Annotated in this window: 18 protein-coding genes; 3 read left to right on the top strand and 15 right to left on the bottom strand. The window is 70.3% G+C overall.

Going from position 1 to position 24,026, the window contains the following annotated elements:
• Positions 1-52 precede the first annotated feature (52 nt).
• From secG to uvrC, 9 genes are all read right to left on the bottom strand, one after another.
• Positions 53-283, bottom strand: coding sequence for a preprotein translocase subunit SecG (gene secG, locus ACIQ7Q_RS19460; RefSeq protein ID WP_005318972.1), 231 nt, complete (start codon positions 281-283; stop codon positions 53-55).
• 176 nt (positions 284-459) lie between these two features.
• Positions 460-1,236, bottom strand: a complete 777-nt coding sequence (gene tpiA / locus ACIQ7Q_RS19455) for a triose-phosphate isomerase (RefSeq protein ID WP_403863150.1) — start codon at positions 1,234-1,236, stop codon at positions 460-462.
• A gap of 6 nt (positions 1,237-1,242) precedes the next feature.
• Positions 1,243-2,454, bottom strand: coding sequence for a phosphoglycerate kinase (locus ACIQ7Q_RS19450; RefSeq protein WP_403863147.1), 1,212 nt, complete (start codon positions 2,452-2,454; stop codon positions 1,243-1,245).
• A 119-nt stretch (positions 2,455-2,573) separates the two neighbouring features.
• On the bottom strand, positions 2,574-3,584 hold the full coding sequence (gene gap / locus ACIQ7Q_RS19445) for a type I glyceraldehyde-3-phosphate dehydrogenase (protein WP_356631302.1): 1,011 nt from the start codon (positions 3,582-3,584) through the stop codon (positions 2,574-2,576).
• 213 nt (positions 3,585-3,797) lie between these two features.
• On the bottom strand, positions 3,798-6,761 hold the full coding sequence (locus ACIQ7Q_RS19440) for a M14 family zinc carboxypeptidase (protein ID WP_403863143.1): 2,964 nt from the start codon (positions 6,759-6,761) through the stop codon (positions 3,798-3,800).
• Between the two features lie 152 nt (positions 6,762-6,913).
• A complete protein-coding gene (gene whiA, locus ACIQ7Q_RS19435; protein WP_005318962.1) occupies positions 6,914-7,903 on the bottom strand; it encodes a DNA-binding protein WhiA in 990 nt (329 codons plus the stop codon).
• Entirely contained in the window at positions 7,894-8,928 is a 1,035-nt protein-coding gene (gene yvcK / locus ACIQ7Q_RS19430; RefSeq protein ID WP_403863139.1) for a uridine diphosphate-N-acetylglucosamine-binding protein YvcK, read from the bottom strand. Before yvcK ends, whiA begins: the two co-directional genes overlap by 10 nt.
• The gene (gene rapZ, locus ACIQ7Q_RS19425) at positions 8,925-9,866 is read right to left on the bottom strand and encodes an RNase adapter RapZ (protein WP_403863136.1); all 942 of its coding nucleotides are present in this window, start codon (positions 9,864-9,866) and stop codon (positions 8,925-8,927) included. Before rapZ ends, yvcK begins: the two co-directional genes overlap by 4 nt.
• Positions 9,863-11,845 (bottom strand): excinuclease ABC subunit UvrC, encoded by a 1,983-nt coding sequence (gene uvrC, locus ACIQ7Q_RS19420; RefSeq protein ID WP_403863134.1) that lies wholly within the window; start codon positions 11,843-11,845, stop codon positions 9,863-9,865. The genes rapZ and uvrC overlap by 4 nt, the downstream gene beginning before the upstream one ends.
• A 301-nt stretch (positions 11,846-12,146) precedes the next feature.
• On the opposite strand from uvrC, the gene ACIQ7Q_RS19415 reads away from it, so the two are divergent.
• Positions 12,147-13,100: a hypothetical protein gene (locus tag ACIQ7Q_RS19415; RefSeq protein WP_403863131.1), complete on the top strand. Its 954-nt coding sequence runs from the start codon at positions 12,147-12,149 to the stop codon at positions 13,098-13,100.
• A gap of 35 nt (positions 13,101-13,135) precedes the next feature.
• On the opposite strand, the gene ACIQ7Q_RS19410 is transcribed toward ACIQ7Q_RS19415, so the two are convergent.
• Positions 13,136-13,558 carry a Rieske (2Fe-2S) protein gene (locus ACIQ7Q_RS19410; protein ID WP_403863128.1) on the bottom strand — a complete coding sequence of 141 codons (423 nt, stop codon included), beginning with the start codon at positions 13,556-13,558 and terminating at the stop codon, positions 13,136-13,138.
• 264 nt (positions 13,559-13,822) lie between these two features.
• Positions 13,823-16,780 carry an excinuclease ABC subunit UvrA gene (gene uvrA, locus ACIQ7Q_RS19405; protein WP_403863125.1) on the bottom strand — a complete coding sequence of 986 codons (2,958 nt, stop codon included), beginning with the start codon at positions 16,778-16,780 and terminating at the stop codon, positions 13,823-13,825.
• Positions 16,781-16,976: 196 nt separating this feature from the next.
• Between uvrA and ACIQ7Q_RS19400 the strand changes: the two genes are divergently transcribed.
• Both ACIQ7Q_RS19400 and ACIQ7Q_RS19395 read left to right on the top strand, forming a co-directional pair.
• On the top strand, positions 16,977-17,660 hold the full coding sequence (locus tag ACIQ7Q_RS19400) for a maleylpyruvate isomerase family mycothiol-dependent enzyme (RefSeq protein WP_403863122.1): 684 nt from the start codon (positions 16,977-16,979) through the stop codon (positions 17,658-17,660).
• Between the two features lie 10 nt (positions 17,661-17,670).
• Positions 17,671-18,327, top strand: coding sequence for an MBL fold metallo-hydrolase (locus ACIQ7Q_RS19395; RefSeq protein WP_403863119.1), 657 nt, complete (start codon positions 17,671-17,673; stop codon positions 18,325-18,327).
• A gap of 856 nt (positions 18,328-19,183) precedes the next feature.
• Here the strand turns inward: ACIQ7Q_RS19395 and ACIQ7Q_RS19390 are convergent.
• The 4 genes from ACIQ7Q_RS19390 to ACIQ7Q_RS19375 all read right to left on the bottom strand — a co-directional run bounded on the left by ACIQ7Q_RS19390 (position 19,184) and on the right by ACIQ7Q_RS19375 (position 23,938).
• Positions 19,184-19,852: an alpha/beta hydrolase gene (locus tag ACIQ7Q_RS19390; protein ID WP_403863116.1), complete on the bottom strand. Its 669-nt coding sequence runs from the start codon at positions 19,850-19,852 to the stop codon at positions 19,184-19,186.
• A gap of 194 nt (positions 19,853-20,046) precedes the next feature.
• Complete coding sequence (locus ACIQ7Q_RS19385; protein WP_403863112.1) at positions 20,047-21,048, bottom strand: TerC/Alx family metal homeostasis membrane protein; 1,002 nt, start codon at positions 21,046-21,048, stop codon at positions 20,047-20,049.
• Positions 21,049-21,291: 243 nt separating this feature from the next.
• Positions 21,292-23,256 (bottom strand): TerD family protein, encoded by a 1,965-nt coding sequence (locus tag ACIQ7Q_RS19380; protein ID WP_403863109.1) that lies wholly within the window; start codon positions 23,254-23,256, stop codon positions 21,292-21,294.
• A gap of 103 nt (positions 23,257-23,359) precedes the next feature.
• The gene (locus ACIQ7Q_RS19375) at positions 23,360-23,938 is read right to left on the bottom strand and encodes a TerD family protein (RefSeq protein ID WP_100106600.1); all 579 of its coding nucleotides are present in this window, start codon (positions 23,936-23,938) and stop codon (positions 23,360-23,362) included.
• Positions 23,939-24,026: the final 88 nt, after the last annotated feature.

Raw genomic sequence — 24,026 nt, 5'->3', positions numbered from 1 at the left:
GCTCGTCCAGTGATTGGAGTTACACCCCAGCTCGGGACGGTTGACCAATGGGTCAGCTGTCCAGCTTCATCAGCAGACCAAGTACGACAATGCACGCGAACCACAGCAGACCGACCACGACGGTGATGCGGTCGAGGTTGCGCTCGGCCACCGAGGAGCCGCCGACGGACGACTGCATACCGCCGCCGAACATGTCGGAAAGACCGCCGCCCTTCCCCTTGTGCATCAGCACGAGCAGCATGAGCAGCCCGCTGAAGATGATCAGGGCGATCGAGAATCCCATAACCACGGCTGGACCCTACTTCCTGGCAATTCTCTCGGAACTCAATACGGACGACGGGGGCCCGGGCTCGTGTGAGCCCCAGGCCCCCGCAAGGGTACGCCGGATCGGCGCTACCGCATACTCACAGGTCGCCGCTTCGCTTCCGGGGCGCGGTAAGGCTACGGCGCCCCTTCCGCTCACTGGTCGCGGAAGCGGACGATCTTGACGAACTCGTCGGCGTCCAGTGCTGCGCCGCCCACGAGGGCGCCGTCCACGTCGGGCTGCGCCATGATCGCGGCGACGTTGCCCGCCTTCACCGAGCCGCCGTACTGGATGCGGACCTTGTCGGCCAGCTCCGGGGAGTACCGCTCGGCGAGACGGCCGCGGATCGCCCCGCAGACCTCCTGCGCGTCTTCGGGGGTGGCGACCTCGCCGGTGCCGATGGCCCACACCGGCTCGTAGGCGATCACGATGGTCTCGGCCTGCTCGGCCGGGACGTCCTTCAGGCCGCCGTCGAGCTGGGCGAGCGTGTACTCGACCTGGTTGCCGGCCTTACGGACGTCCAGGCCTTCGCCGACGCACAGGATCGGGGTCAGCCCGTGCCTGTAGGCGGCCTTCACCTTGGCGTTGCAGATCTCGTCGGTCTCGGCGTGGTACTGACGGCGCTCCGAGTGACCCACGGCGACGAAGGTGCACTTCAGCTTGGCCAGCATCGGGCCGGAGACTTCGCCGGTGTAGGCACCGGAGTCGTGCGCCGAGACGTCCTGGGCGCCGTACTTGATCTTCAGCTTGTCGCCGTCGACCAGGGTCTGCACGGACCGCAGGGCGGTGAAGGGCGGCAGGACCGCGACCTCGACCGCGTCGTAGTCCTTGTCGGTGAGGGCGAAGGCGAGCTTCTGGACGTGCGCGATGGCCTCGAGGTGGTTGAGGTTCATCTTCCAGTTGCCCGCCATCAGCGGGGTACGGGTGGTCATGCGGGGTCAGTCCTCCAGTGCGGCGAGGCCGGGAAGCGTCTTGCCCTCGAGATACTCGAGGCTCGCGCCGCCACCGGTCGAGATGTGGCCGAATGCCTTCTCGTCGAAGCCCAGGATCCGCACGGCCGCGGCGGAGTCGCCGCCGCCGACCACGGAGAAGGCCCGGGAGTCGACGAGCGCCTGGGCAACGGCCTTGGTGCCCTCGGCGTAGTCGGGGTGCTCGAAGACGCCCATCGGGCCGTTCCAGAAGACGGTGGCCGCGTCGGCGAGCTTCGATGCGTACAGCTTGCGGGTCTCGGGACCGATGTCCAGACCCTCCTCGTCGGCGGGGATCGCGTCCGCGGCGACGACGGTCGGGTTGGCGGGAGCCTTGGTCTTCAGGTCCGGGAACTCGGCCGAGACCAGGACGTCGACGGGGAGGACGAACTCCACGCCGCGCTCCTTCGCCCGCTTCAGGTAGCCCTTGACCGCCGGGATCTGGTCCTCCTGGAGGAGGGAGATGCCGACCTCGTGGCCCTGGGCCTTGAGGAAGGTGTAGGCCATGCCGCCGCCGATGAGGATGCGGTCGGCCTTCTCCAGCAGGTGATCGATGACGCCGAGCTTGTCGGAGACCTTGGCGCCGCCGAGGACGACGACATAGGGCCGCTGCACGTCGTCGGTGAGCTTCTTGAGGACGCCGACCTCGGTCTCGATCAGGAAGCCGGCCGCGTGCGGCAGGCGGGCCGGAAGGTCGTAGACGGAGGCGTGCTTGCGGTGCACGGCGCCGAAGCCGTCGCCGACGTACACATCGGCGAGGGCCGCGAGCTGGTCGGCGAAGGCGCCGCGCTCCGCGTCGTCCTTGGCGGTCTCGCCGGCGTTGAAGCGGAGGTTCTCGAGTACGGCGACCTGGCCGTTCTCGAGGTTCGCGACGACGACGGTGGCGGACTCGCCGACGGTGTCGGTCGCGAACGCGACCTCGGTGCCGAGCAGTTCACCGAGGCGCTTGGCCGCCGGGGCGAGCGAGAAGGCGGGGTCGGGGGCGCCCTTGGGGCGGCCCAGGTGCGAGGCGACGACAACGCGCGCGCCTGCCTCCGCCAGCTTGGCGATCGTCGGCCGGACGGCGCGGATACGGCCGTCGTCGGTGATGGTGGTGCCGTCGAGCGGCACATTGAGGTCGGCGCGGACGAATACCCGCTTGCCCGCGACCCCGTCGGCCAGCAGCTGGTCGATGGTCTTCATGTTTTTCTACGGCTCCTCGGAGGACTGCACGCGCGACAGGGCTCGGACAGCGCCACATTGCGCTGCCGAGCCCTGTCGCTCACATCGTGGTGCTCGCGTTGCGGATCAGACTGTGCGGATCAGAGCTGGTTGCCGACGAAGACCGTCAGGTCGACGAGGCGGTTGGAGTAGCCCCACTCGTTGTCGTACCAGCCGAGGATCTTCACCGACTTGCCTTCCTGGACCATGGTCAGGGAGGAGTCGAAGGTGCAGGACGCCGGGTCGCTGACGATGTCGGACGACACGATCGGGTCCTCGGTGTAGAAGAGGATGCCCTTGAGGTCGCCGTCGTCGGCGGCCTTCTTGAACGCCGCGTTGACCTCGTCCTTGGTGACCTCGCGCTCCACCTCCACGACCAGGTCGGTGGCCGAGCCGGTCGGGACCGGGACGCGCATCGCGATGCCGTCGAGCTTGCCCTTGAGCTTCGGCAGGACCAGCGCGGTGGCCTTCGCGGCACCCGTGGTGGTGGGAATGATGTTCTCGGCGGCGGCGCGGGCGCGACGCAGGTCCGAGTGCGGGAAGTCCAGGATCCGCTGGTCGTTGGTGTACGCGTGGACCGTGGTCATCAGGCCCTTGACGATGCCGAAGTTCTCGTCGAGAACCTTGGCCATCGGCGCCACACAGTTGGTGGTGCAGGACGCGTTGGAGATGACGTGGTGGTTGGCCGCGTCGTACTTGTCCTGGTTGACGCCCATCACGATGGTGATGTCCTCGTCCTTGGCCGGAGCCGAGATGAGGACCTTCTTGGCGCCGCCCGCGATGTGCTTCTCGGCGTCCGCCTTCTTGGTGAAGATGCCGGTCGACTCGATCACGATGTCGACGCCGAGGTCGCCCCAGGGGATGTCGGCGGGGTTGCGCTCGGAGAGCACCTTGATCGTGTGGCCGTCGACCGTGATGGTGTCGGCGGTGTGGGACACCTCGGCCTTGAGGCGGCCGAGAATGGTGTCGTACTTCAGCAAGTGGGCCGTGGTCGCAGTGTCACCCAGGTCGTTGACAGCCACGATCTCGATGTCTGCACCCTGCTCCAGCAGCGCGCGGAAGTAGTTACGACCGATGCGGCCAAAGCCGTTGATGCCTACGCGGATCGTCACGAAACCGATCTCCTCGTTGGTACGCCGGGTTTCGACGCCGGCGAGCTGTATGGGATGTCCCCGACCGCCTACGACCCTACCCCTCCGCGGGCCTCGTAGTGACATCGGCCGCATTGGTGGCGGGGCGAGGCGGCCCGTACCCGTTAGTAGGTATAAGGGCCGCCTCCAAGGCGGTTCTGCTCCCTCCGGGGACCGTGCTGCGTCAGTGCCGCGTCAATCTCGCAGGGAGCGCAGGGCCTTGCCGATCAGCGCCGCGCGGTCGTCGGCGTCCGGGAGGTGTTCCAGACCGAAACCGAGGAGCACGGTGTCACGCGTAGTGACAGCAGCGTATGACTTGAAAAGCTCGCCGGAGCGGACCCAGTCACCGGCGGTCTCCGGGCTCCCGGCGGGTGCGCCCGGTACCGTCCAGGCGCCGAGGGCGGTCTCGAAGCCTTCGGCCTCCTTGTTCGCACCCGCGACGACGAGCCGGGCGTCGTCCGCGAAGACGCCCCGTCCGCCGCTGCCGGGGTCGGTGACGGAGCTGAGTGAGAGCTCGACCTTCTTGCCCGCGTAGGCGCTCAGGTCGAAGGAGACCTGCTTCCAGCCGCCGGAGGATCCGGTGAAGCTGTTCCAGGCCCCGCTGGTGCCGGCAGGGGTGCAGCCCCCCGCTGCCACGGTGAGGTAGTGCCGCAGGAAGGGGTGGCCGTTGACGAAGAAGCCGGCCTCGCACTCCTCCGGGACCGCCGTGCCGGTCAGGCCGCCGGCCTCGGGGAGCGTGCTCCAGTCCTCCGCCCCGGCCGTGTGGGCCTCGAGGACGGCGTGGTCGTAACCCGGTTCGGTGTTCCAGCTGAGGGCGAAACGCAGCTCCGGCTTGTCGGCCGCGCCGACACCCGTGAGGTCGACGGTGCGAGTGAGGCGCTTCCAGTCGCTGTCGTCGTGCGTGGCGGCGGCCATCCACTGCCCCGCATACGGAGCGTACGGGTTGACCACTCCCTCGTACCGGCCCGCCTGAGCGCTCTTGAACTGCGGGAAGTCCTCGGGCGGCAGGGTTTCGGAGGTGACCGTGTAGGCGCCGGCCGCGTTCAGCGGGTTGGCGGGGCTGCCGGCGGCGCCGGCGAGCGGTCCTGTGAACCCGGTCAGCCTCCCCGCTCCGGTGAAGGCGGTGGCCGTGGTGGCGGAGGTACGTCCGTACGCACCCAGGTAATACTGGCTGAAGTCGTCGGTCGCGGCCCGTCCGACCTGGGCGTTGCCGCCGGCGAGCTCACCGGCCTCGATCAGTTCGCCGCCCTCGTTGAGGAAGGCGCGGAGCGCCAGCTGGGTGGGTCCGCCGGGGGCGCGGGCGCCGGTGTAGTGGGCGGCCGTGGAGAAGTGGCCGAGGACGCCGAGCGGGTGCGGGACGCCCTGGGTGGCGACGTCCCAGACGACCGCCTTGCGGCCGTTGGCCTTCAGCGCGTCGGCGTACTTCCGTGCGTGCTGGTTGGGGGCTCCCTCTTCGGCGACCACCACGGTGTCGGCCCGTGGGCGTTCGGCGATCGTGTAGGTGAAGTGCTCGCTGGAGGTGGGCTTCCCGCTCCTGGTCTCTCCGGTGAACCACACCTCGACCTTGTCCCCGACGTCGCCGTCCTTGACCTTGGCGCGGTACTCGTCGAAGCGGATGTTGTCCTCGCCGCCGTAGGTCTCGCCGCCCTTCCAGGGCTTGAGCGCCATGTCGTGGGTGCGGCCGCCGTTGACGCGGTACCTGAGCTCCTTGTCCCGGACCGACTTCCGGGCGACGACGGACACCTCCTGGTCACCGCCGCGGGCGTACGAGGTGGTGAAGGGGTCGACGGTGAAGTCGGGGGCTTCCAGGCCGACGGAGGAGGACGGCCGGTCGGGGTGGGCTGCGGTCTCGGCGACGGAGAGCGCGAAGGGGATGTTCTTGGCGAACTCCGCCTGGATCAGCTTCTCGTCGTCGGGGAAGTTGAAGCCGGACTGGCAGTCCTCGGCCTTCCACCTGTCGTCCGGGTCGAGGTCGGAGGCGGTCTGGCAGGTGGTCATCTCCGGGGTGAACATCATCATCCCGTTGACGTTGGCCGCGTGGCCGTCCGCCTCACCGTTGGTGGTGTACAGCTCGGAGGAGACCTGCGGGTAGTAGCCGGGGACGGCGGAGTTCTCGGGGGTGCCCGCGAGAGCCTTGTAGAGGACGTCGTCGGGGGTCGGGGTGGCGACCTGCCAGCCGACGCCGTACAGCAGCAGCTCGGCCGCGGAGTGGTAGTTGATGCCGTACTCGAAGCCGATGCGCTTCTGGAAGCGGTCGATCGCGACGGTCTCGGGCTCGGAGGACGGGCCGGCACCGCGGTAGGTCTGGCTGGCCGGGGCGGGTGACGAACCCTCGTTGTCGTAGCCCCACTTGTAGGCGAAGTTGCGGTTCAGGTCGACGCCGTCGGCGTTGGTGATCTCGCCGTCGCCGTCGTTGTCACGGAGGTTCTTGCGCCACAGCCGGTTCTCGGGGGACCGGTGCGTGTGGTCGTAGCCGTCCGGGTTGGCGGAGAGCACGAACCACAGCTCGGTGGAGTCCACCACCTTGGTGATCCGCGGGTCCTTGCCGTAGTTGTCGAGGTAGTGGTGGAGCAGCCGGCGGGTCATCTCCGGGGTGATCCACTCGCGGGCGTGCTGGTTGGACATGTACAGCACGGACGGTTTGGCACCGTCCTTGGTGCGCTTGGCGCCCTTGGTCAGCTTGAGGGCGAGGATGTCCTGGCCGCGGAGGGTCTTGCCGATGGAGACGACCTTGGTGATGCCCGGGTGGGCCTGCCCGGCCTTGACGATCTCCTCCTGGAGATTGCCGTCGCCGCTGTACGGGCGGTAGACGCCGTCGCCTGCCGCCTGGAGCCGCGCCTCGGACTTGTCTGAGAGCTTGCGCTCGGTGACCTCGACGCCCTGCTTCTCCAGGCCGCGGGCCTGGGCGTCGGTGAGGAAGAGCTCGACCCGGGCGGTTCCCCGGTCGGGAGCCTGCTCACCCAGTTCGTGGGCGTCCTGGCCGAGTGCGAGGAGCAGGGGCACCTGCTCCTTGGTGACATCTGCGTTGAAGACCTTCACCGCGTCGGCGGCGTCGGCTGTACGTCCGGTCTCGGGCTGTGCCTGGGCGACCGGTGCGGCCGCCAGTCCGCCGAGCAGCAGTGCACCCACTGCGAGGATCGATCCCGCTCTGGGTCTCATGAGCCCCCCTTGCTTTTGTGTGCCACAAAAGGACAGATGCCAGGCTCATGACACCCCATGATCATGTCAATAGCGCCCCACGACACGGAAACGCCGCCGCAATGGACCCGAATGGCCCACAGCGGCGGCGAATTGACGCCGCGTCACGGAAGTCAGCCGACCAGACCGTCGGCCATTTCCTCGGTCAGATTCGACTCCGTACCCGGGATGCCCAGATCCTGGGCCCGCTTGTCCGCCATCGCCAGCAGCCGGCGGATACGGCCCGCGACCGCGTCCTTCGTCAGCGGCGGGTCGGCGAGCGCGCCCAGCTCCTCCAGAGATGCCTGCTTGTGTTCCATCCGCAGCCGGCCCGCGGCCGCAAGGTGCTCGGGCACCTCCTCGCCGAGAATCTCCAGCGCCCGCTGCACCCGGGCGCCGGCCGCCACCGCGGCACGGGCCGAGCGGCGCAGGTTGGCGTCGTCGAAGTTGGCCAGGCGGTTGGCGGTCGCGCGCACCTCGCGCCGCATCCGGCGCTCCTCCCAGGCCAGCACCGACTCGTGCGCGCCGAGGCGGGTCAGCAGCGCGCCGATCGCGTCACCGTCCCGTACGACCACCCGGTCCACACCGCGGACCTCGCGCGCCTTCGCGGCGATGGACAGCCGGCGGGCGGCGCCCACCAGCGCCAGCGCCGCCTCCGGGCCGGGGCAGGTGACCTCCAGCGAGGAGGAGCGGCCGGGCTCGGTCAGCGAGCCGTGCGCGAGGAACGCGCCCCGCCAGGCGGCCTCCGCGTCACAGGTGGCGCCCGAGACGACCTGCGGCGGCAGGCCCCGGATCGGGCGGCCCCGGCCGTCGACGAGCCCGGTCTGGCGCGCCAGCTGGTCGCCGCCGGCCACCACCCGCACCACGAAGCGGGAGCCGCGCCGCAGCCCGCCGGGTGCCATGACCATCAGCTCCGAGCTGTGGCCGAAGATCTCCAGGATGTCCCGCTTCAGCCGGCGCGCGGCGATGCCGGTGTCCAGCTCCGCCTCGATCACGATGCGGCCGCTCACCAGGTGCAGACCGCCCGCGAACCGCAGGATGGCCGAGACCTCCGCTTTTCTGCAGCAGGTCCGGGTGACGGGGAGCCGGGAGATCTCGTCCTTCACCGCTGCCGTCATCGCCATGGGCCGATCCTTCCATGCATCCGAAAAATACGGTCGTACGCGGCGGCCAACAGCTCCGGGTCATGCTTCGGAAGTCCGTCGGGAGAGGCCACCGGAGCCAGCTCGACCGCGGCACCCAGCCGCTCGGCGGCGTCGACGAGGGAGTCGCGGTCGGGCACTGCGGCCTCGTCGGCCAGCACCACGTCCAGGGCGAGTTTAGGCGCGTGTCGTCCCAAAACCTCCAAATGACGCTGCGGGGAGAAGCCTTCTGTTTCACCGGGCTGCGGCGCGAGGTTGAGCGAGAGCACCCGGCGCGCCTTGGTCTCGACCAGGGCGTCCAGCAGCTCGGGCACCAGCAGGTGGGGTATCACCGAGGAGAACCACGAGCCGGGGCCGAGAACCACCCAGTCGGCGTCCAGCACGGCCTCCACGGCTTCCGGGACGGCCGGCGGGTCGTGCGGCACGAGATGCACGGACTGCACCTCGCCGGGGGTGAGCGCCACCGTCGCCTGACCGCGCACGGTCTCCACCTCGTCCGGGCGCGCCGGATCGTGCCCCCGTACCAGCGCCTGGAGCTCGAGCGGGACGGCGGACATGGGCAGCACCCTGCCGTGGGCGCCGAGCAGCTTGCCGACCAGGTCCAGGGCCTGGACATGATCGCCGAACTGCTCCCACAGGGCCACGATCAGCAGATTGCCGACCGCGTGCTCGTGCAGCTCGCCCTGGGACTGGAAGCGGTGCTGGATGACCCGCGCCCAGGTCTGGCCCCAGTCGTCGTCCCCGCACAGCGCCGCCAAGGCCTTGCGCAGGTCGCCGGGCGGCAGCACGCCGAGCTCCTCGCGCAGCCGGCCGCTGGAGCCGCCGTCGTCGGCGACCGTGACGACCGCGGTGAGGTCGCCGGTGATGCGGCGCAGGGCCGTGAGCGACGCCGACAGGCCCATGCCGCCGCCGAGGGCGACGACCTTGGGTTGTGCGCCGCGCTTCCGCGCCGACAGCGTGCGCGTCGTTCTGCGCAGCCGCCGCAGACGGAGATTGCTTCCGGTCACTCGCGCCCCATGTCACGGTGGACCACGACGGTCTCCACACCGGCGGCGGCGAGGCGGGCGGCGAGCTTCTCCGAAGTCGCGACCGAGCGGTGCTTGCCGCCGGTGCAGCCCACCGCGATGGTCACGTACCGCTTGCCCTCACGGCGGTAGCCTGCGGCGATCAACTGGAGCAGCTCGGTGTAGCGGTCGAGGAACTCCTTGGCGCCGGGCTGGTTGAAGACGTAGTTCGACACCTCTTCGTTCAGACCGGTGAAGGGACGCAGCTCCGGCACCCAGTGCGGGTTCGGCAGGAAGCGCATGTCGACGACCAGGTCCGCGTCCACGGGCAGGCCGTACTTGAAGCCGAACGACATCACCGTGGCCCGCAGCTCGGGCTCCTCGTCGCCGGCGAACTGGGCGTCCATCTTGGCGCGCAGCTCGTGGACGTTGAGGCTGGAGGTGTCGATCACCAGGTCGGCGTCGCCGCGCAGCTCGCGCAGCAGGTCGCGCTCGGCCGCGATGCCGTCGACGATCCGGCCGTCGCCCTGCAGCGGGTGCGGGCGGCGGACCGACTCGAAGCGGCGCACCAGCGCGTCGTCCGACGACTCGAGGAAGACGATCCGGCGGGTGACCTGCTTCGCGTCCAGGTCCGCGAGGGACTCGCGGAGGTTGTCGAAGAAGCGCCGGCCGCGCACGTCGACGACAACGGCGATCCGCGCGACATTGCCCTGGGAACGGGCGCCGAGCTCCACCATCGTGGGGATCAGCGCGGGCGGCAGGTTGTCGACGACGAACCAGCCGAGGTCCTCCAGACACTTGGCCGCCGTACTGCGGCCGGCGCCCGACATCCCGGAGATGATCACCAGCTCGGGGATGGCCACGTCCCCCGTGGCCTCGCCGGGCTCGGCTCCGTTGCCCGTACTCACGTCTGCTGCTCCGTCTCCGTCGTGCTCAGTCATGTCCTGCTGCCCCCGTCGTTCTCTTCAATGATCTCTCCTGTGGCGGTGTTCACGGCGGGTGCGGGCACCGCCGTCTGCGCCAGGGCCACGAGCACGGACTCGGCCGTCTTGCGGCCCATGCCGGGAACCTCGCAGATCTGCTCGATTGTCGCCTGCCGCAACCGCTTCACCGAGCCGAAATGCTTGATCAGGGCCTGCTTCCTGGTGTCACCGAGACCGGGCACCGCGTCCAGCGGGCTCGTCCTGATGCGCTTGGAACGCTTCGAGCGCTGGTAGCGGATGGCGAAGTCGTGTGCCGTGTCACGCACCCGTTGCAGGAGATACAGGCCCTCGCTCGAGCGCGGCAGGACCACGGGGTCGTCCTCGTGGGGCAGCCAGACCTCCTCGAGGCGCTTGGCGAGGCCGCAGACGGCCACGTCGTCGATGCCTAGCTCGTCCAGGGCGCGCTTGGCGGCGGCGACCTGGGGCTGCCCGCCGTCGACGACCACGAGCTGGGGCGGGTAGGCGAACTTCTTCGGACGGCCGTCGTCGGGCGCCTCGTCGGCGGGGCTGTCCTCGCCGATCCACTCCCCCGTCCTGTCCTTCTCGGCCAGATACCGCTTGAAGCGGCGGGTGATCACCTCGTGCATCGACCGGACGTCGTCCTGGCCTTCGAAGCCCTTGATCTGGAAGCGGCGGTACTCGCTCTTGCGGGCGAGACCGTCCTCGAAGACGACCATGGACGCCACGACGTCCTCGCCCTGGAGGTGTGAGATGTCGAAGCACTCGATGCGCAGCGGCGCGGAGTCGAGCCCGAGGGCCTCGGCGATCTCCTCCAGGGCGCGGGAGCGGGTGGTCAGGTCGCTGGCGCGCTTGGTCTTGTGCAGGCCGAGGGCCTGGAGCGCATTGCGCTCGACCGTCTCCATCAGGGCCTTCTTGTCGCCGCGCTGCGGGATGCGCAGGGACACGGCCGCACCGCGGCGCTCGCTCAGCCACTGCGTGACGGCGCCGGACTCCTCCGGCAGGGCGGGAACGAGGACTTCCTTGGGGACGGCGTCGCCGCTCTCCTCGCCGTACAGCTGCTGGAGCGCGTGCTCGACCAGGCCCGCCGTGTCCACGTTCTCCACCTTGTCGGTGACCCAGCCGCGCTGGCCACGGACTCGGCCGCCGCGGACGTGGAAGATCTGCACGGCGGCCTCGAGCTCGTCCTCGGCGACCGCGACGAGGTCGGCGTCGGTCGCGTCGGCGAGCACCACCGCGTTCTTCTCGAGGGCGCGCTTGAGGGCACCTATGTCGTCGCGCAGCCGGGCCGCCTTCTCGTACTCCATCTCCTCGGCCGCGGCCATCATCTGCTTCTCGAGGCGGCGGATGTACGTGCCGGTGCGGCCGGCCATGAAGTCGCAGAACTCCTCGGCCAGTTCGCGGTGCTCATCCGGCGTGACCCGGCCCACGCAGGGCGCGGAGCACTTGCCGATGTAGCCCAGCAGACAGGGGCGGCCCTTCTGCACATGGTTGCGGAAGACGCCGGCGGAGCAGGTGCGCACGGGGAAGACGCGGAGCATCAGGTCGACGGTCTCCCGGATGGCCCACGCGTGGCCGTACGGACCGAAGTAGCGCACGCCCTTCCGCTTGGAGCCGCGCAAGACCTGGACCCTCGGGAACTCCTCGTTCAGCGTGACCGCGAGGTACGGATAGCTCTTGTCGTCGCGGTACTTGACGTTGAACCGGGGGTCGAACTCCTTGATCCAGGAGTACTCCAGCTGGAGCGCCTCGACCTCGGTCGAGACGACCGTCCACTCCACGGAAGCGGCGGTGGTGACCATGGTGCGCGTACGCGGGTGCAGATTGGCCAGGTCCTGGAAGTAGCTGGCGAGGCGCGAGCGCAGGCTCTTTGCCTTCCCGACGTAGATCACCCGGCGGTGCTCGTCGCGGAACCTGTAGACCCCCGGCGAGTCGGGGATCTGTCCCGGCTTGGGGCGGTAGCTGGAGGGGTCTGCCATGCCGACCACCCTACTGGCGGGCAGTGACAGCGTGGTCATGTCCGCCAGGGACATGACCACCCCGTCCCGGCCGCCGCCGGCTCCGGATCGCCGGCGATGCGCATACGCCTTGTCGGGGGCTGATCAACACGCTTCAATGCGGGGTGACGCGGCACCGTGAGTGGTGCGGCACGGACGTGACCACCGCCGTCCCGCCGCATTCATCCGGAGAGTCGCCGTCCACCCACCCACGGCGGCCGAGCAGCCGAACTGCCGAGCCGCACGTGAGCATCACCGCACGCGATTCGTCCCGGAGGAATCCATGGGCCATGCCGAAGCCGACCTGGCGCAGGTACTGGACACCGGCCCCTTCCACCTGGCGCTGCGCGCCGCCCTCGCCGTGCGCGGTCTTCCGCTCCAGCGCGTCCAGCACCATCTCGCCCACCGCGGGATCAAGGTCGGTGTGACCAGCCTCAGTTACTGGCAGCAGGGCGCCCGTCGCCCGCAGCGCCCCGAGTCACTACGAGCGGTACGCGCGCTGGAGGAACTCCTCGACCTGCCCGGGGAGTCCCTGGTCCGGCTCCTGAAGGCGGGCAACGGTGGTGGTCTCAGCAGCGGCAGCCGTGACGCGGACCGGGCCCAGGGCCGCTCGTACCGTTCGTACCGCGCGCTGGTGGATCCGTCCGGGGCGGTGGGACGCCTCCTCGCCGACCTCGAGTCACCGACGGACGGCGGGCTGCAGACGGTCGGACACCACGAGCGGGTACGGATCGGCGCCGGGCGCCAGCTGCTCGGGCGCCACTCGCAGCACGTCGTACGCGCCCACCGCGACGGCGTCGACCGCTATCTCGCCGTCCACCACGGCGACGCGGACGGCGACCCGGCGGGCGTGGAGGTGAGCGGACTGGAGAACTGCCGCACCGGGCGGGTGCGCCGGGACCGGGCGAGCGGCGTGGTGATCGCGGAGCTGCTCTTCGACGCCGGGCTGCGGGCGGGCGAGACGTACGTCTTCGGCTACGGCTTCGAGGACGGCAGCGGCGGGACGAGCACCGAGTACGTGCGGGGCTTCGACTACGCGGGCGGTCAGTACGTCCTGCAGGTCCGCTTCGACGTGGGCGCGCTGCCCGTGCGCTGCCACCGCCTCTCGCAGGCGACGACGGGCATGCCGCGCGGGGCGCGCACGGACCTCACGCCCAGCGGGCTGCACCGCACGGTGCACCTCGTGGAGCAGGGGGTGCGGCCGGGGATGCTGGGCATCGCCTGGGACTGGGGCTGAGGCCCCCTCGTGCCCCTGTGCCCGTGTGCCCGTGGCTATGCGTCCGGGCCGGCCACGAGCTTGCCGCCCTCGGCCTTGATCGGAACCTCCGGCAGTGGCACGGTCGCGGGCCCTTGGAGCGCCTTGCCGGTCGTCACATCGAAGCGGCTGCCGTGGCACGGACAGTTGCCCTCGGTGCCCTCCACCTTGTCGAGGACGCAGCCGGCGTGGGTGCACTGGGCACTGAAGGCCTTGTATTCGCCCTTCGCCGGACAGTGCACGATCAGGCGCTGCTCGCGGTAGAGCTTGGCCCCGCCCACGGGAACGGCGTCGGCCGCGCCGAGGTCGACCGGTGCGGTGGGTGTCGGGTTCTCGGCATGGCCGAGCTTCGACTCGGTGGAGCACGCGGCAACGCCCAGCCCGGCGGCCCCGGCGAGGGCCGCACCCTTCAGAACGGTACGGCGGGCGGTCGGGGGCATGGGAACTCCACGGTTCGGAACGGGGGCGGGTGTGCTGACAGAACCGACGATACCGACGGAGATCGCCGCGTCTCGGACCGGGTCCACCGCGGGCTCCACCCCCCGCGGGCTCCGCCACCCTCCGGGCACGGGACAGACCCCCCGGGCAGCGCCCCCTGCCCCCCGAAACGCGGGGTGGTGGGGGCGGAGCCACCGGTTTCGGGGAAGGTGGGGGCGGGGCGGGGCGGGGGAAACGACCCGGCCCAGCGGCCCCGCCCCGCGCTGTCACGCCTTGCGCGCCCGCGCCCCCACCGTTGCCTTCTTCACCGGCTTCGCCGACCCTGCCGACCTCGTCGGCTTTCGCGCCCCCGGCACCCCTGCTCCAGCGTCGCTGATCCGGTCGGCGTCGAGAATGTCGCGCAGGAACTTGCCGGTGTGGCTCGTCGGGACGCCGGCGACCTGTTCCGGTGTGCCCTCGGCGATGACGAGGCCACCCCCGCTGCCACCCTCGGGTCCCATGTCGACGACCCAGTCCGCCGTCTTGATGACATCGAGGTTGTGTTCGATGACGATCACCGAGTTGCCCTTGTCGACGAGCCCCGACAGCACGTTGATCAGCTTGCTGATGTCCTCGAAGTGCAGACCGGTGGTCGGCTCGTCCAGGACATAGACCGTGCGTCCCGTGGACCGCTTCTGAAGCTCGGACGCCAGCTTCACGCGCTGCGCCTCACCACCGGAGAGCGTGGGCGCCGACTGTCCCAGCCGGACGTATCCCAGCCCCACCTCGTTGAGCGTGCGCAGATGGCGGGAGATCGTCGGGACGGCCTCGAAGAAGTGCAGCGCCTCCTCGATCGGCATGTCCAGCACCTCGGCGATGGACTTGCCCTTGTAGTGGACCTCCAGCGTCTCGCGGTTGTACCGCGCCCCGTGGCAGACCTCGCACGGGACGTACACGTCCGGCAGGAAGTTCATCTCGATCTTGATGGTGCCGTCGCCGGAGCAGTTCTCGCAGCGGCCGCCCTTGACGTTGAAGGAGAACCGGCCCGGCAGGTAGCCGCGGACCTTCGCCTCCATCGTCTCCGCGAAGAGCTTGCGGACGTGATCGAAGACGCCTGTGTACGTCGCGGGGTTGGATCGCGGGGTGCGGCCGATGGGCGACTGGTCGACGTGCACCACCTTGTCGACGAGGTCGTCACCGTCCACCCGGGTGTGGCGGCCCGGCACCGACTTCGCGCCGTTCAGTTCACGGGCGAGGTGGGTGTAGAGGATGTCGTTGACCAGGGTCGACTTGCCGGACCCGGAGACGCCGGTGACGGCGGTGAGCACACCGAGGGGGAAGGCGACGTCGATGTCCTGGAGGTTGTTCTCCCGGGCGCCGTGCACGATGAGCCTGCGTGTCGGGTCGACGGGGCGGCGCAGCTCCGGCGTGGGGATGGAGCGCTTCCTGGACAGGTACTGCCCCGTCATCGACTCCTTGTTGGCCAGCAGCTGCTTCAACGGCCCGGAGTGCACGACCTTGCCGCCGTGCTCTCCCGCGCCCGGGCCGATGTCGACGACCCAGTCGGCGACCTTGATGGTGTCCTCGTCGTGCTCGACGACGATGAGGGTGTTGCCCATGTCGCGCAGGCGGACGAGGGTCTCGATCAGCCGGTGGTTGTCGCGCTGGTGCAGTCCGATGGACGGCTCGTCCAGGACGTAGAGCACGCCGACCAGGCCGGACCCGATCTGGGTGGCGAGCCGGATGCGCTGGGCCTCGCCGCCGGACAGGGTGCCGGCCGCGCGGTTGAGCGAGAGGTAGTCGAGGCCGACGTCGACCAGGAAGCGCAGCCGCTCGTTGACCTCCTTGAGCACCCGCTCGGCGATCTTCTTGTCGCGGGCGTTCAGCTTGAGGCGGCCGAGGAACTCCGCGCACTCGCTGATGGACATCGCGGCGACCTCGGCGATCGACTTCTCCATCACGGTGACGGCGAGGACGATCGGCTTGAGGCGGGTGCCTTCACAGGTCGGGCAGGGCACCTCGCGCATGTAGCCCTCGAAGCGCTCCCTGCTTGAGTCGCTCTCGGCCTCTGAGTGCCGCCGCTTGACGAACTGCACGGCGCCTTCGAAAGCGGGCGTCGTATAGGCGCGCTCGCGGCCGTAGCGGTTGCGGTAGCGGACCTCGACCTGGGTCTTGTGGCCGTGCAGGAGGGCCTTCCTGGCGCGGGCGGGCAGACCGGCCCAGGGCATGTCGGTGGAGAAGCCGAGCGCCTGCGACAGCCCGCCGATCAGACGGCCGAAGTACTCCTTGGTGTGCCCGTGCGACCACGGGTGGATCGCGCCCTCGTCGAGGGACTTCTCCTCGTCGGGGACGATCAGCTCGGGGTCGACCTCCATGCGCGTGCCGATGCCGGTGCAGTCGGGGCAGGCGCCGAAGGGCGAGTTGAAGGAGAACGAGCGGGGCTCGAGCTCTTCGAAGGACAGGTCGTCGTACGGGCAGTAGAGGTGTTCCGAGTACATCCGCTCGCGCTCGGGGTCGTCCTCCGGGAGGTCGACGAAGTCGAGCACGACCATGCCGCCGGAGAGTCCGAGCGCGGTCTCGACCGAGTCGGTGAGCCGGCGCTTGGCGGAGTCCTTCACCGTGAGGCGGTCGACGACCACCTCGATGGTGTGCTTCTCCTGCTTCTTCAGCTTGGGCGGCTCGGCGAGCTGGATGGTCTGCCCGTCGACGCGCGCGCGGCTGTAGCCCTTGGTCTGCAGGTCGGAGAAGAGGTCGACGAACTCGCCCTTGCGCTCGCGCACCAGCGGCGAGAGCACCTGGAAACGGCTGCCCTCGGGCAGCTCGAGGACCCTGTCGACGATGGCCTGCGGCGACTGGCGCGTGATGGGACGGCGGCACTCGGGGCAGTGCGGCTTGCCGATGCGGGCGAAGAGCAGGCGGAGGTAGTCGTAGACCTCGGTGATCGTGCCGACCGTGGAGCGCGGGTTGCGCGAGGTCGACTTCTGGTCGATCGAGACGGCCGGGGAGAGGCCCTCGATGAAGTCGACGTCCGGCTTGTCCATCTGACCGAGGAACTGCCGGGCGTAGGAGGAGAGGGACTCGACGTAACGGCGCTGCCCCTCGGCGAAAATCGTGTCGAACGCGAGGGACGACTTGCCCGATCCCGAGAGCCCGGTGAAGACGATGAGGGAGTCACGCGGGAGGTCGAGCGAGACGTTCTTCAGGTTGTGCTCGCGAGCGCCACGAACGATGAGACGGTCGGCCACGCCGGTCCGCACCTTTCTGAGTAGAAGCGGGGGCACAGCCCCCGGTCCCAGACTGGATCCAGCCTATGGGGGGCAGCCATGCGATGAATGCCTGACTTTCAAGAATGCCTCCCCCGAGCGTATAGCACGCGCATTCGATTTACGGACGCGTGGCAATACCTTCACCCGATCGAGTGGGCGGGCTAGGGTCGGCCTCATGATCGATCCCGTGAGCGACCTGCGCTCTGTACGTGAAGCGACCGACCGGCTGCTCACCGCGGCGGCCGAACTGGACAACGCGGCCGCCGCCGGACCGTCACGCCTGCCGGGCTGGACCCGCGGCCACGTGCTGGCCCACATCTCCCGTAACGCCGACGCGCTCGTAAATGTTCTCGAGGGCCGGCCGATGTATGTCACAGCCGAGGCCCGCGACGCCGACATCGAGCGCGACGCCCTCCGCGGGCTCGCCGAGCAACTCGAGGACGTGCGCGCGTCCGCCGCCCGCTTCCAGGACACGGGTGCCGCCCCCGCCGACTGGCAGCGCACCGTCGAGCTCCGCAACGGGGTGACCGACCGGGCCGCGCGCGTCCCCTTCCGCCGTCTTGTCGAGGTCGAGCTGCACCACGTCGACCTCGACATCGGCTACGAGCTGGAGGACCTGCCGAAAGAGTTCACCGAGCGGGAGACCGCCTTCCTGGCAGAGCGCTGGAGCGGCCGCGAGGACGTGCCGCCGACCCGCGTGCTGGCCGGCGACGGCGCATGGCGCACCGGCGGCCCGGACGGGACGCCGGTCACCGTCTCCGGCTCCCCCGCGGACGTGCTGGGCTGGCTCTCCGGCCGCCGCGACGGCACCGCCCTGGAGTGCGCCGGAGGCCCACTGCCCGCACTGCCTCCGCTATAGGCTGAGACGCATGACATACAGCGGAGTGGTGAAGGTCGGCGGCCCGGCGGACGTGCATGAACTCGCCGACCTGATGATCTCCAAGGTCGCCGTGGGGCCGATGGACAACAACGCCTATCTGTTGCGCTGCCGCGCCACCGGTGAGCAGCTGCTCATCGACGCGGCGGCCGAGCCGGAGACCCTGCTGCAGCTGATCGGTGACGACTCCATCGCCGCCGTGGTCACCACCCACCGGCACGGCGACCACTGGCAGGCACTGCAGCAGGTCGTCCGGGCGACCGGCGCGCGCACCTACGCCGGCCGGCACGATGCCGAAGGCATCCCCGTCCCGACCGACGTACTGGTCGACGACGGGGACACGATCCGAGTGGGGCGCGTCGAACTCACCGCCCGCCATCTGGTGGGTCACACACCCGGTTCGATCGTGCTCGTCTACGACGACCCGCACGGTCACCCGCACGTCTTCACCGGCGACTGTCTGTTCCCCGGCGGTGTGGGCAACACCCGCAAGGACCCGCAGGCGTTCACCAGCCTGCTCGAAGGCGTCCAGGCCAAGCTCTTCGACCGGCTCCCGGACGAGACATGGGTCTACCCGGGCCACGGCAAGGACACCAGCCTCGGCGAGGAACGGCCCCACCTGGCCGAGTGGCGCGAACGCGGCTGGTGACGCCGCTCCACCCGGCGGCGGCCGCCTCGATCCTGGCGAGCGCGTCCGTGTAGCGGGACCGCTTGTCGAGCCGGGCCCGACGGCGGCGTGCGCAAGCGCCGGCACGGCGGCCGGACCGTGCAACGCGAGCCCGTCGACGGCCGCCCTGCGGACGACGGGGTTCGCGTGCTCGGGCATCCCGGCCACGGCCGGGATCGCGGGCTCCCACCCGGCATGGCACAGCGTCCGCACCTCCATGCGCGCCAAGTCCGCTGCGGGTCGCCCGGCAGGGCCGCCGTGTGGCGCAGATGCGTCTCCCGGTCCGGCACCGGCGCGCGGTCCGGTGCGCCCGGAGACGGACGCCGACTCCGGGGCGATTCAGCAACTCGGCGAGCAGCGTGGTCCGTTCGGGGGCCGGCTCGGCGGCCGGTCCGCGATGGTCCGCCGCCAGGTGCCTGAGCGCCCGGCGTATCGGCTCCCGCGCGGCGGCGAGCGCCTGCTCGAGATCACCGCGGACCACTACCGCGCCGCAGGTGCGCAGCAGGCCGAGGCTGGACAGGGGTCCCGCGGGTGGGGCAGGAGGGCGCGTACGGCGTCAGCGACGGCCGGTCTGTCGGTGACGGTGGCGGACAGCGGCCTCGAGGGCCGCGTCGGGAGCGCCAGACCGTGGACCCGATGACGGTGGTCGTGGTGGCGGACGAGCCGGGCACTCCAGCGGGCAGTTGAGGGCGTCGAGGTGCCCCGCCACGTGGGTGTCGCCCGACGGGACCGGCGCTTGGTCAAGGTCCCTGAAGGCCGCGTCCCTTGGCGATTTCCTGTCCCCCGGCGTCGTCACCGTCGGGTACTGAGCGGGGCGTTCACGGTCCGGCCATCGGTTTCACGGCGTCGCCGCGAGCCCCAGCAGCCCGAGGACCAGGCGGGTGGTGAGGGCGTGCCAGGTCGCCGCGCCGCGGAGCATGGCGTGGTCACCGCCCGGCATGGGGAGTTCACGGACGTCGGCGCCGACGGTGCGGGCGCGGGCGGCGAAGGCCCAGGTCTCCGCCGGGTCCGTGACACGGTCCCGGTCGCCGTGCAGCAGCACGACGGATCTGCCCGCCAACTGGTCGACGGGGTCCTCCGGTGGGCACCAGGGGGCAAGACCGACGACCGCCTTCACCTGGGCGTGGCCGGCGGTGTGCAGCGCGGCCCGTGCACCCATGGAGTGGCCCACCAGGACGGTGGGCACGGGTCCGGTGAGCAGGGCCAGTTCGTCGAGGGCTCGCCGGGCGTCGCGGGCAGCGTCGGCCCGGTCACCGTTCCAGCCGCGGTGGCCGTAGCGGACCCGGCCCAGTGCGACGCCGTGGCCGGCGGTGGCGCGGGCAATCGCCCTCGCGAAGGGCCGCATGCGGGCGCCGGGCAGGTTCAGGGCGGGTGGCGGCTCCACCGCGTCCGCGCGGCCGCCGTGCAGGAGCAGGACCGCGGTAGTGGCGGGCTGGGCCGGCCGGTCGAGGCGCAGCGCGGACACCGGCGCACCGTCCTTGGCGCCGGTGCGTACGGGGATGGCCATCGCGTCGTCCTCGGGCTGTGTTGTCGGTTGTCGTACGCAACGTTCTCGGTTGTCGTACGCAACGTTCTCGGTTGTCGTACGCAACGGTATGCGGAGTCGCGGCTACGGCGGACCGGTGGGTGGCACACACCGACGGGTGCGGACGGGCCTGCCGTCCGCACCCGCCGGTGCTGTGCTCGCGCGTCCCGCGACCGTCAGGCCTCGACGCTGTCCTTGTCCTTGTCCTTCTCCGCGGCCTCGGCGGCTTCCCGCTCCGCCTGCTTCTTGGAGGCGATCAGGCTGGTGATGGTCGTGATCACCAGGACACCGCAGATGACGGCCAGCGAGACCGGGATGGAGATCTCGGGGACGTGCACACCGCTCTCGTGCAGGGCGTGCAGCACCAGCTTCACGCCGATGAAGCCGAGGATCACCGACAGGCCGTAGCTGAGGTGGACCAGCTTCCTGAGCAGTCCGCCGATGAGGAAGTACAGCTGCCGCAGACCCATCAACGCGAACGCGTTGGCGGTGAAGACGATGTACGGGTCCTGGGTCAGACCGAAGATCGCGGGGATGGAGTCCAGCGCGAAGAGCACATCGGTGGTGCCGATGGCCAGCATGACGACCATCAGCGGGGTCAGGACGCGCTTGCCGTTGTTGCGGATAAAGAGCTTCGTGCCGTGGTACTTGTCGGCGACACCGAAGCGGTGCTCGATCGACTTGAGGAGTCTGTTCTCCTCGAACTCCTCCTCCTCGTCGTCGGAGCGCGCCTCCTGGATGAGCTTCCAGGCGGTGTAGATGAGGAACGCGCCGAAGATGTAGAACACCCAGGAGAAGCTGGCGATGATCGCCGCACCCGCGGCGATGAAGATGGCGCGCAGGACCAGGGCGATCAGTACACCGATCAGCAGCACCCGCTGCTGGAGGTGCGAGGGCACGGCGAACTTCGCCATGATCAGGACAAAGACGAAGAGGTTGTCGACACTGAGCGACTTCTCCGTGATGAAGCCCGCGAAGAACTCGCCCGACGCCTGACTCTCCCCCGCGAACAGCAGGCCGAGGCCGAAGAGTGCGGCCAGCACGATCCAGACCACGGTCCAGATGCCGGCTTCCTTGATCGACACGTCATGGGGCTTGCGCCCGATGAAGAAGTCGACAGCGATCAGGGCACTGAGACCAAGAATGGTCAGCACCCAAAGGTTCAATGAAACGTCCACTGCGCCTCCGGCGTCGTACGGCTACTGATCAGCGTCGTCGCTGCCGGAGGTCTCCTCCACCCGGGCGGTCTCAGCCGCACCGCGGGCCGGCGCCCCGGGACTTCTCTGTAGGTCCGTACTGACGGGCACGCCGCGAGTCGGGAGTACTCCCCTCCGCGCAAAGAACGGTACAGGAAAGACCAATGAGAGGTAAAGGTGATGGTAAAGAATGCCCCAAAAGAGCAGGTCAGAGCCGGTGCTGGATCAACGGCGCCAAGCCCGTCGGGCTTCGGTCACCTGGTCGAGCACCTGACGCAGCACACCGCTGCCCGGCGGCACGGACAGCGGCTCGTACGTCCACGCATGGCGCACCCACGGGTCGGCGATGTGGTCGTCGGGGACCGGGGTCACCCGCAGCAGCGAGCGCCACAGCGGGTCGAGCACCGGGCCGTAGGCCGTCGCGTCCTCGCGGTCCGCGACCATCAGCAGGTGGACGCCGACGGCCGGCCCTTCGTCCGCGAGGTAGCGGAGCTGGTTGACGGCGCGGTCGTCGAAACCGTGGGGGAAGTCGTTGACGATCAGCAGCTGCTCGCCCGTGTCGAGGCCGGGCGGGAGCGAGTCGGCCGCACCTCCTCGTACCGCCATCGTCACCAGGTCGACCCGCTCGGTGAGCTTGGCGAGGACGGCGGTGACGCCCTGGGCGCCCGCGGCCGGCGGCCCGGTGAGGGCGCCGGACTCGACCAGAGGGGCCAGCGAGGCGGCGGCAGAGCCCGCGGGGTCGATGGCGTGGACGCTGAACTCGCCGGGCGGGTACACGGCGAGCAGCCGGGCGGCGAGCGCGACCGCCGAGTCGACGGCGAGCCGGCGCAACTGCGCCTCGTCCAGGGCCATCGCGGCGTCCGAGCTCGAACGTCCGCTGTCCACCCACAGGCCGCGCTCGAGCGGCAGCCGCACCAGGCACGGGATGCGCAGTTCGGGGCTCTCCGGCAGATGGAGGTCGCCGATGCGCAGGGCCATCGGAATCTCCATGGGCACGCGGTAGGCGTGCCAGCTCGGGTTGTCCCAGCGAGCGAACGCGGGCGGCAGCGCCGGTTCGACGACCTCCGACTCCGCGGTCAGCTGGGCCAGGTCGCGGTCGAGTACCTGCCGGGCCTGGTCGGTCAGTCGCTCGCACTTGGCGCGGGCCGCGGCCCTGGCCGCGTCGCCGGTGCTGCCGATGCGGCTGCGCGGGTCGGACAGAACCTGGTCGAGCTCATTGTCCATGCGGGACTCGGCGAACTCGACGGCGCTGCGGTACGCGGCGACGGCCCGGGCGAGGTCCTCGAACATGCCCCAGACCTGGTTGTAGAGGCGCTCCTCCATGGACCAGCCGCTGGCGTCGCCCGCCACCGGGGTGGCCGGGCGGCCGGGCTCGGCCTGCGGCGCGGCGGGAGCGGGCGGGGGCGGTGCCGACTGCCTGCGTGGATGCGCGTAGTTGATGGGGCCGCCGGGCATCTGCGGAAGGTCGGGCGTCGGCGTCTGCTGAGGGCCTGCGCCGGCGCCGGCCGCCGAGGGTTGCGGTCCCGAGGCGGTGGGGCCGCCGGGGATCGTGACATCGCCCGGGGAGGTCTGGTCCGCGGCGTGCGCCGCTGCGGCTGCGGCGTCGGCGACCGTGTGGAGCCGGGCGGGCTCGGCGCGGTGCGCGCGCGGCACGGCCGTCTCCTGGATGGCCGACGCCGTGCGGTCCGCCTGGTCCATGCCCTGGTCCGACAGCAGTTGAGCGAGGCCGCCCGCGTACCCCTGGCCGACCGCGCGGACCTTCCAGGCGCCCTGACGGCGGTACAACTCGACGGCGACCAGCGCGGTTTCGCTGTCGAGGCCGGTGATGGTGAAGCTGGCCAGCTCCGCGCCGCCCTGGCTCATGACCGCCACGAACGGGGCCGCCGTGGCGCCGAATCGGTCGGGGCCGCCGGCGCCCACGGGCAGAGCGAGGATGACATTGACCTGATGCACCGCCTCGGGCACGTCGTCGAGGCCCAGGGCGACACGGGGAGACTGCTCGGCGCGCCCCGGTACTTCGATGCCGGGAAGGGCGGATGCGCCGGGGTGGGCCACCCATTCCGCGCGGACGGAGCCCTGTTCGTCGACGCAGGTGGCGCAGGCGACGACCGGATGGCCGGCCGACACCCGGATCTCGAGTCGGGTGTCGGGCAAGGGGTGGTTCTGCCCCCGGACCAGCTCGGCCGTCATCGCTCTGTCCCCTCGGTGCTCTGCTGTGTGCGGTTGGTACGCGGGCAGCTCCCGGTGGCTGTGCCTCCGGGAGCTGCGGTACGACTCGGATGTCCCGCCGTGCCTACAGGTGCGGCAGGATCGCGGGCATCAGGTCCTGGAACGTGCGGCCGTTGGCAGGGTTGCCCAGGGCCGTCATCTGCCAGCCGCCGCCGGCACGGTGCACCTTCGCCATGATCTGCGCGGTGTACTGGCCGCCGCCGTCGAGCGTGTAGCGGGCGAGCTCCTGGCCGTTGGTCTCGTCGACGATGCGGCAGAAGGCGTTCTGAACTTCCTGGAACGTCTGACCTGTGAACGAGTTGACCGTGAAGACGATCTGGTCGATGTGGACCGGCACGCGCTGCAGGTCGACGAGGATCGCCTCGTCGTCGCCGCCGGAACCGGCGCCGCCGACCAGGTTGTCACCGGTGTGCTTGACGGAGCCGTCGTCGCTGACGAGGTGGCGGAAGAAGACGACGTCCACCGGCTGCTTGTCGGCGAACAACACCGCGGAGGCGTCCAGGTCGACTTCGCGGGTGCGCGAGCCGAACAGACCGCGGCGCGGCGCCGCCTGCCATCCGAGGCCCATCCGCACCGCCGTGAGCGTGCCCCCGTCGCTCTTCTGCAGGCTGATGGCCTGGCCCTTGGTCATGTTGACCGTCACGCGCTGTCCCCTTCTCGCGAATTGCCACCGCCCATACGTGCGGTTGTCCAAGCACCCTACGCAGTCGCACCGACAGCGCGGCGCGGCA

This window comes from Streptomyces sp. NPDC096176, from assembly GCF_044763255.1.
Taxonomy (GTDB): domain Bacteria; phylum Actinomycetota; class Actinomycetes; order Streptomycetales; family Streptomycetaceae; genus Streptomyces.
Note: the sequence above shows the minus strand (reverse complement) of the source record. Positions and strands in the feature narration are given on the sequence as shown.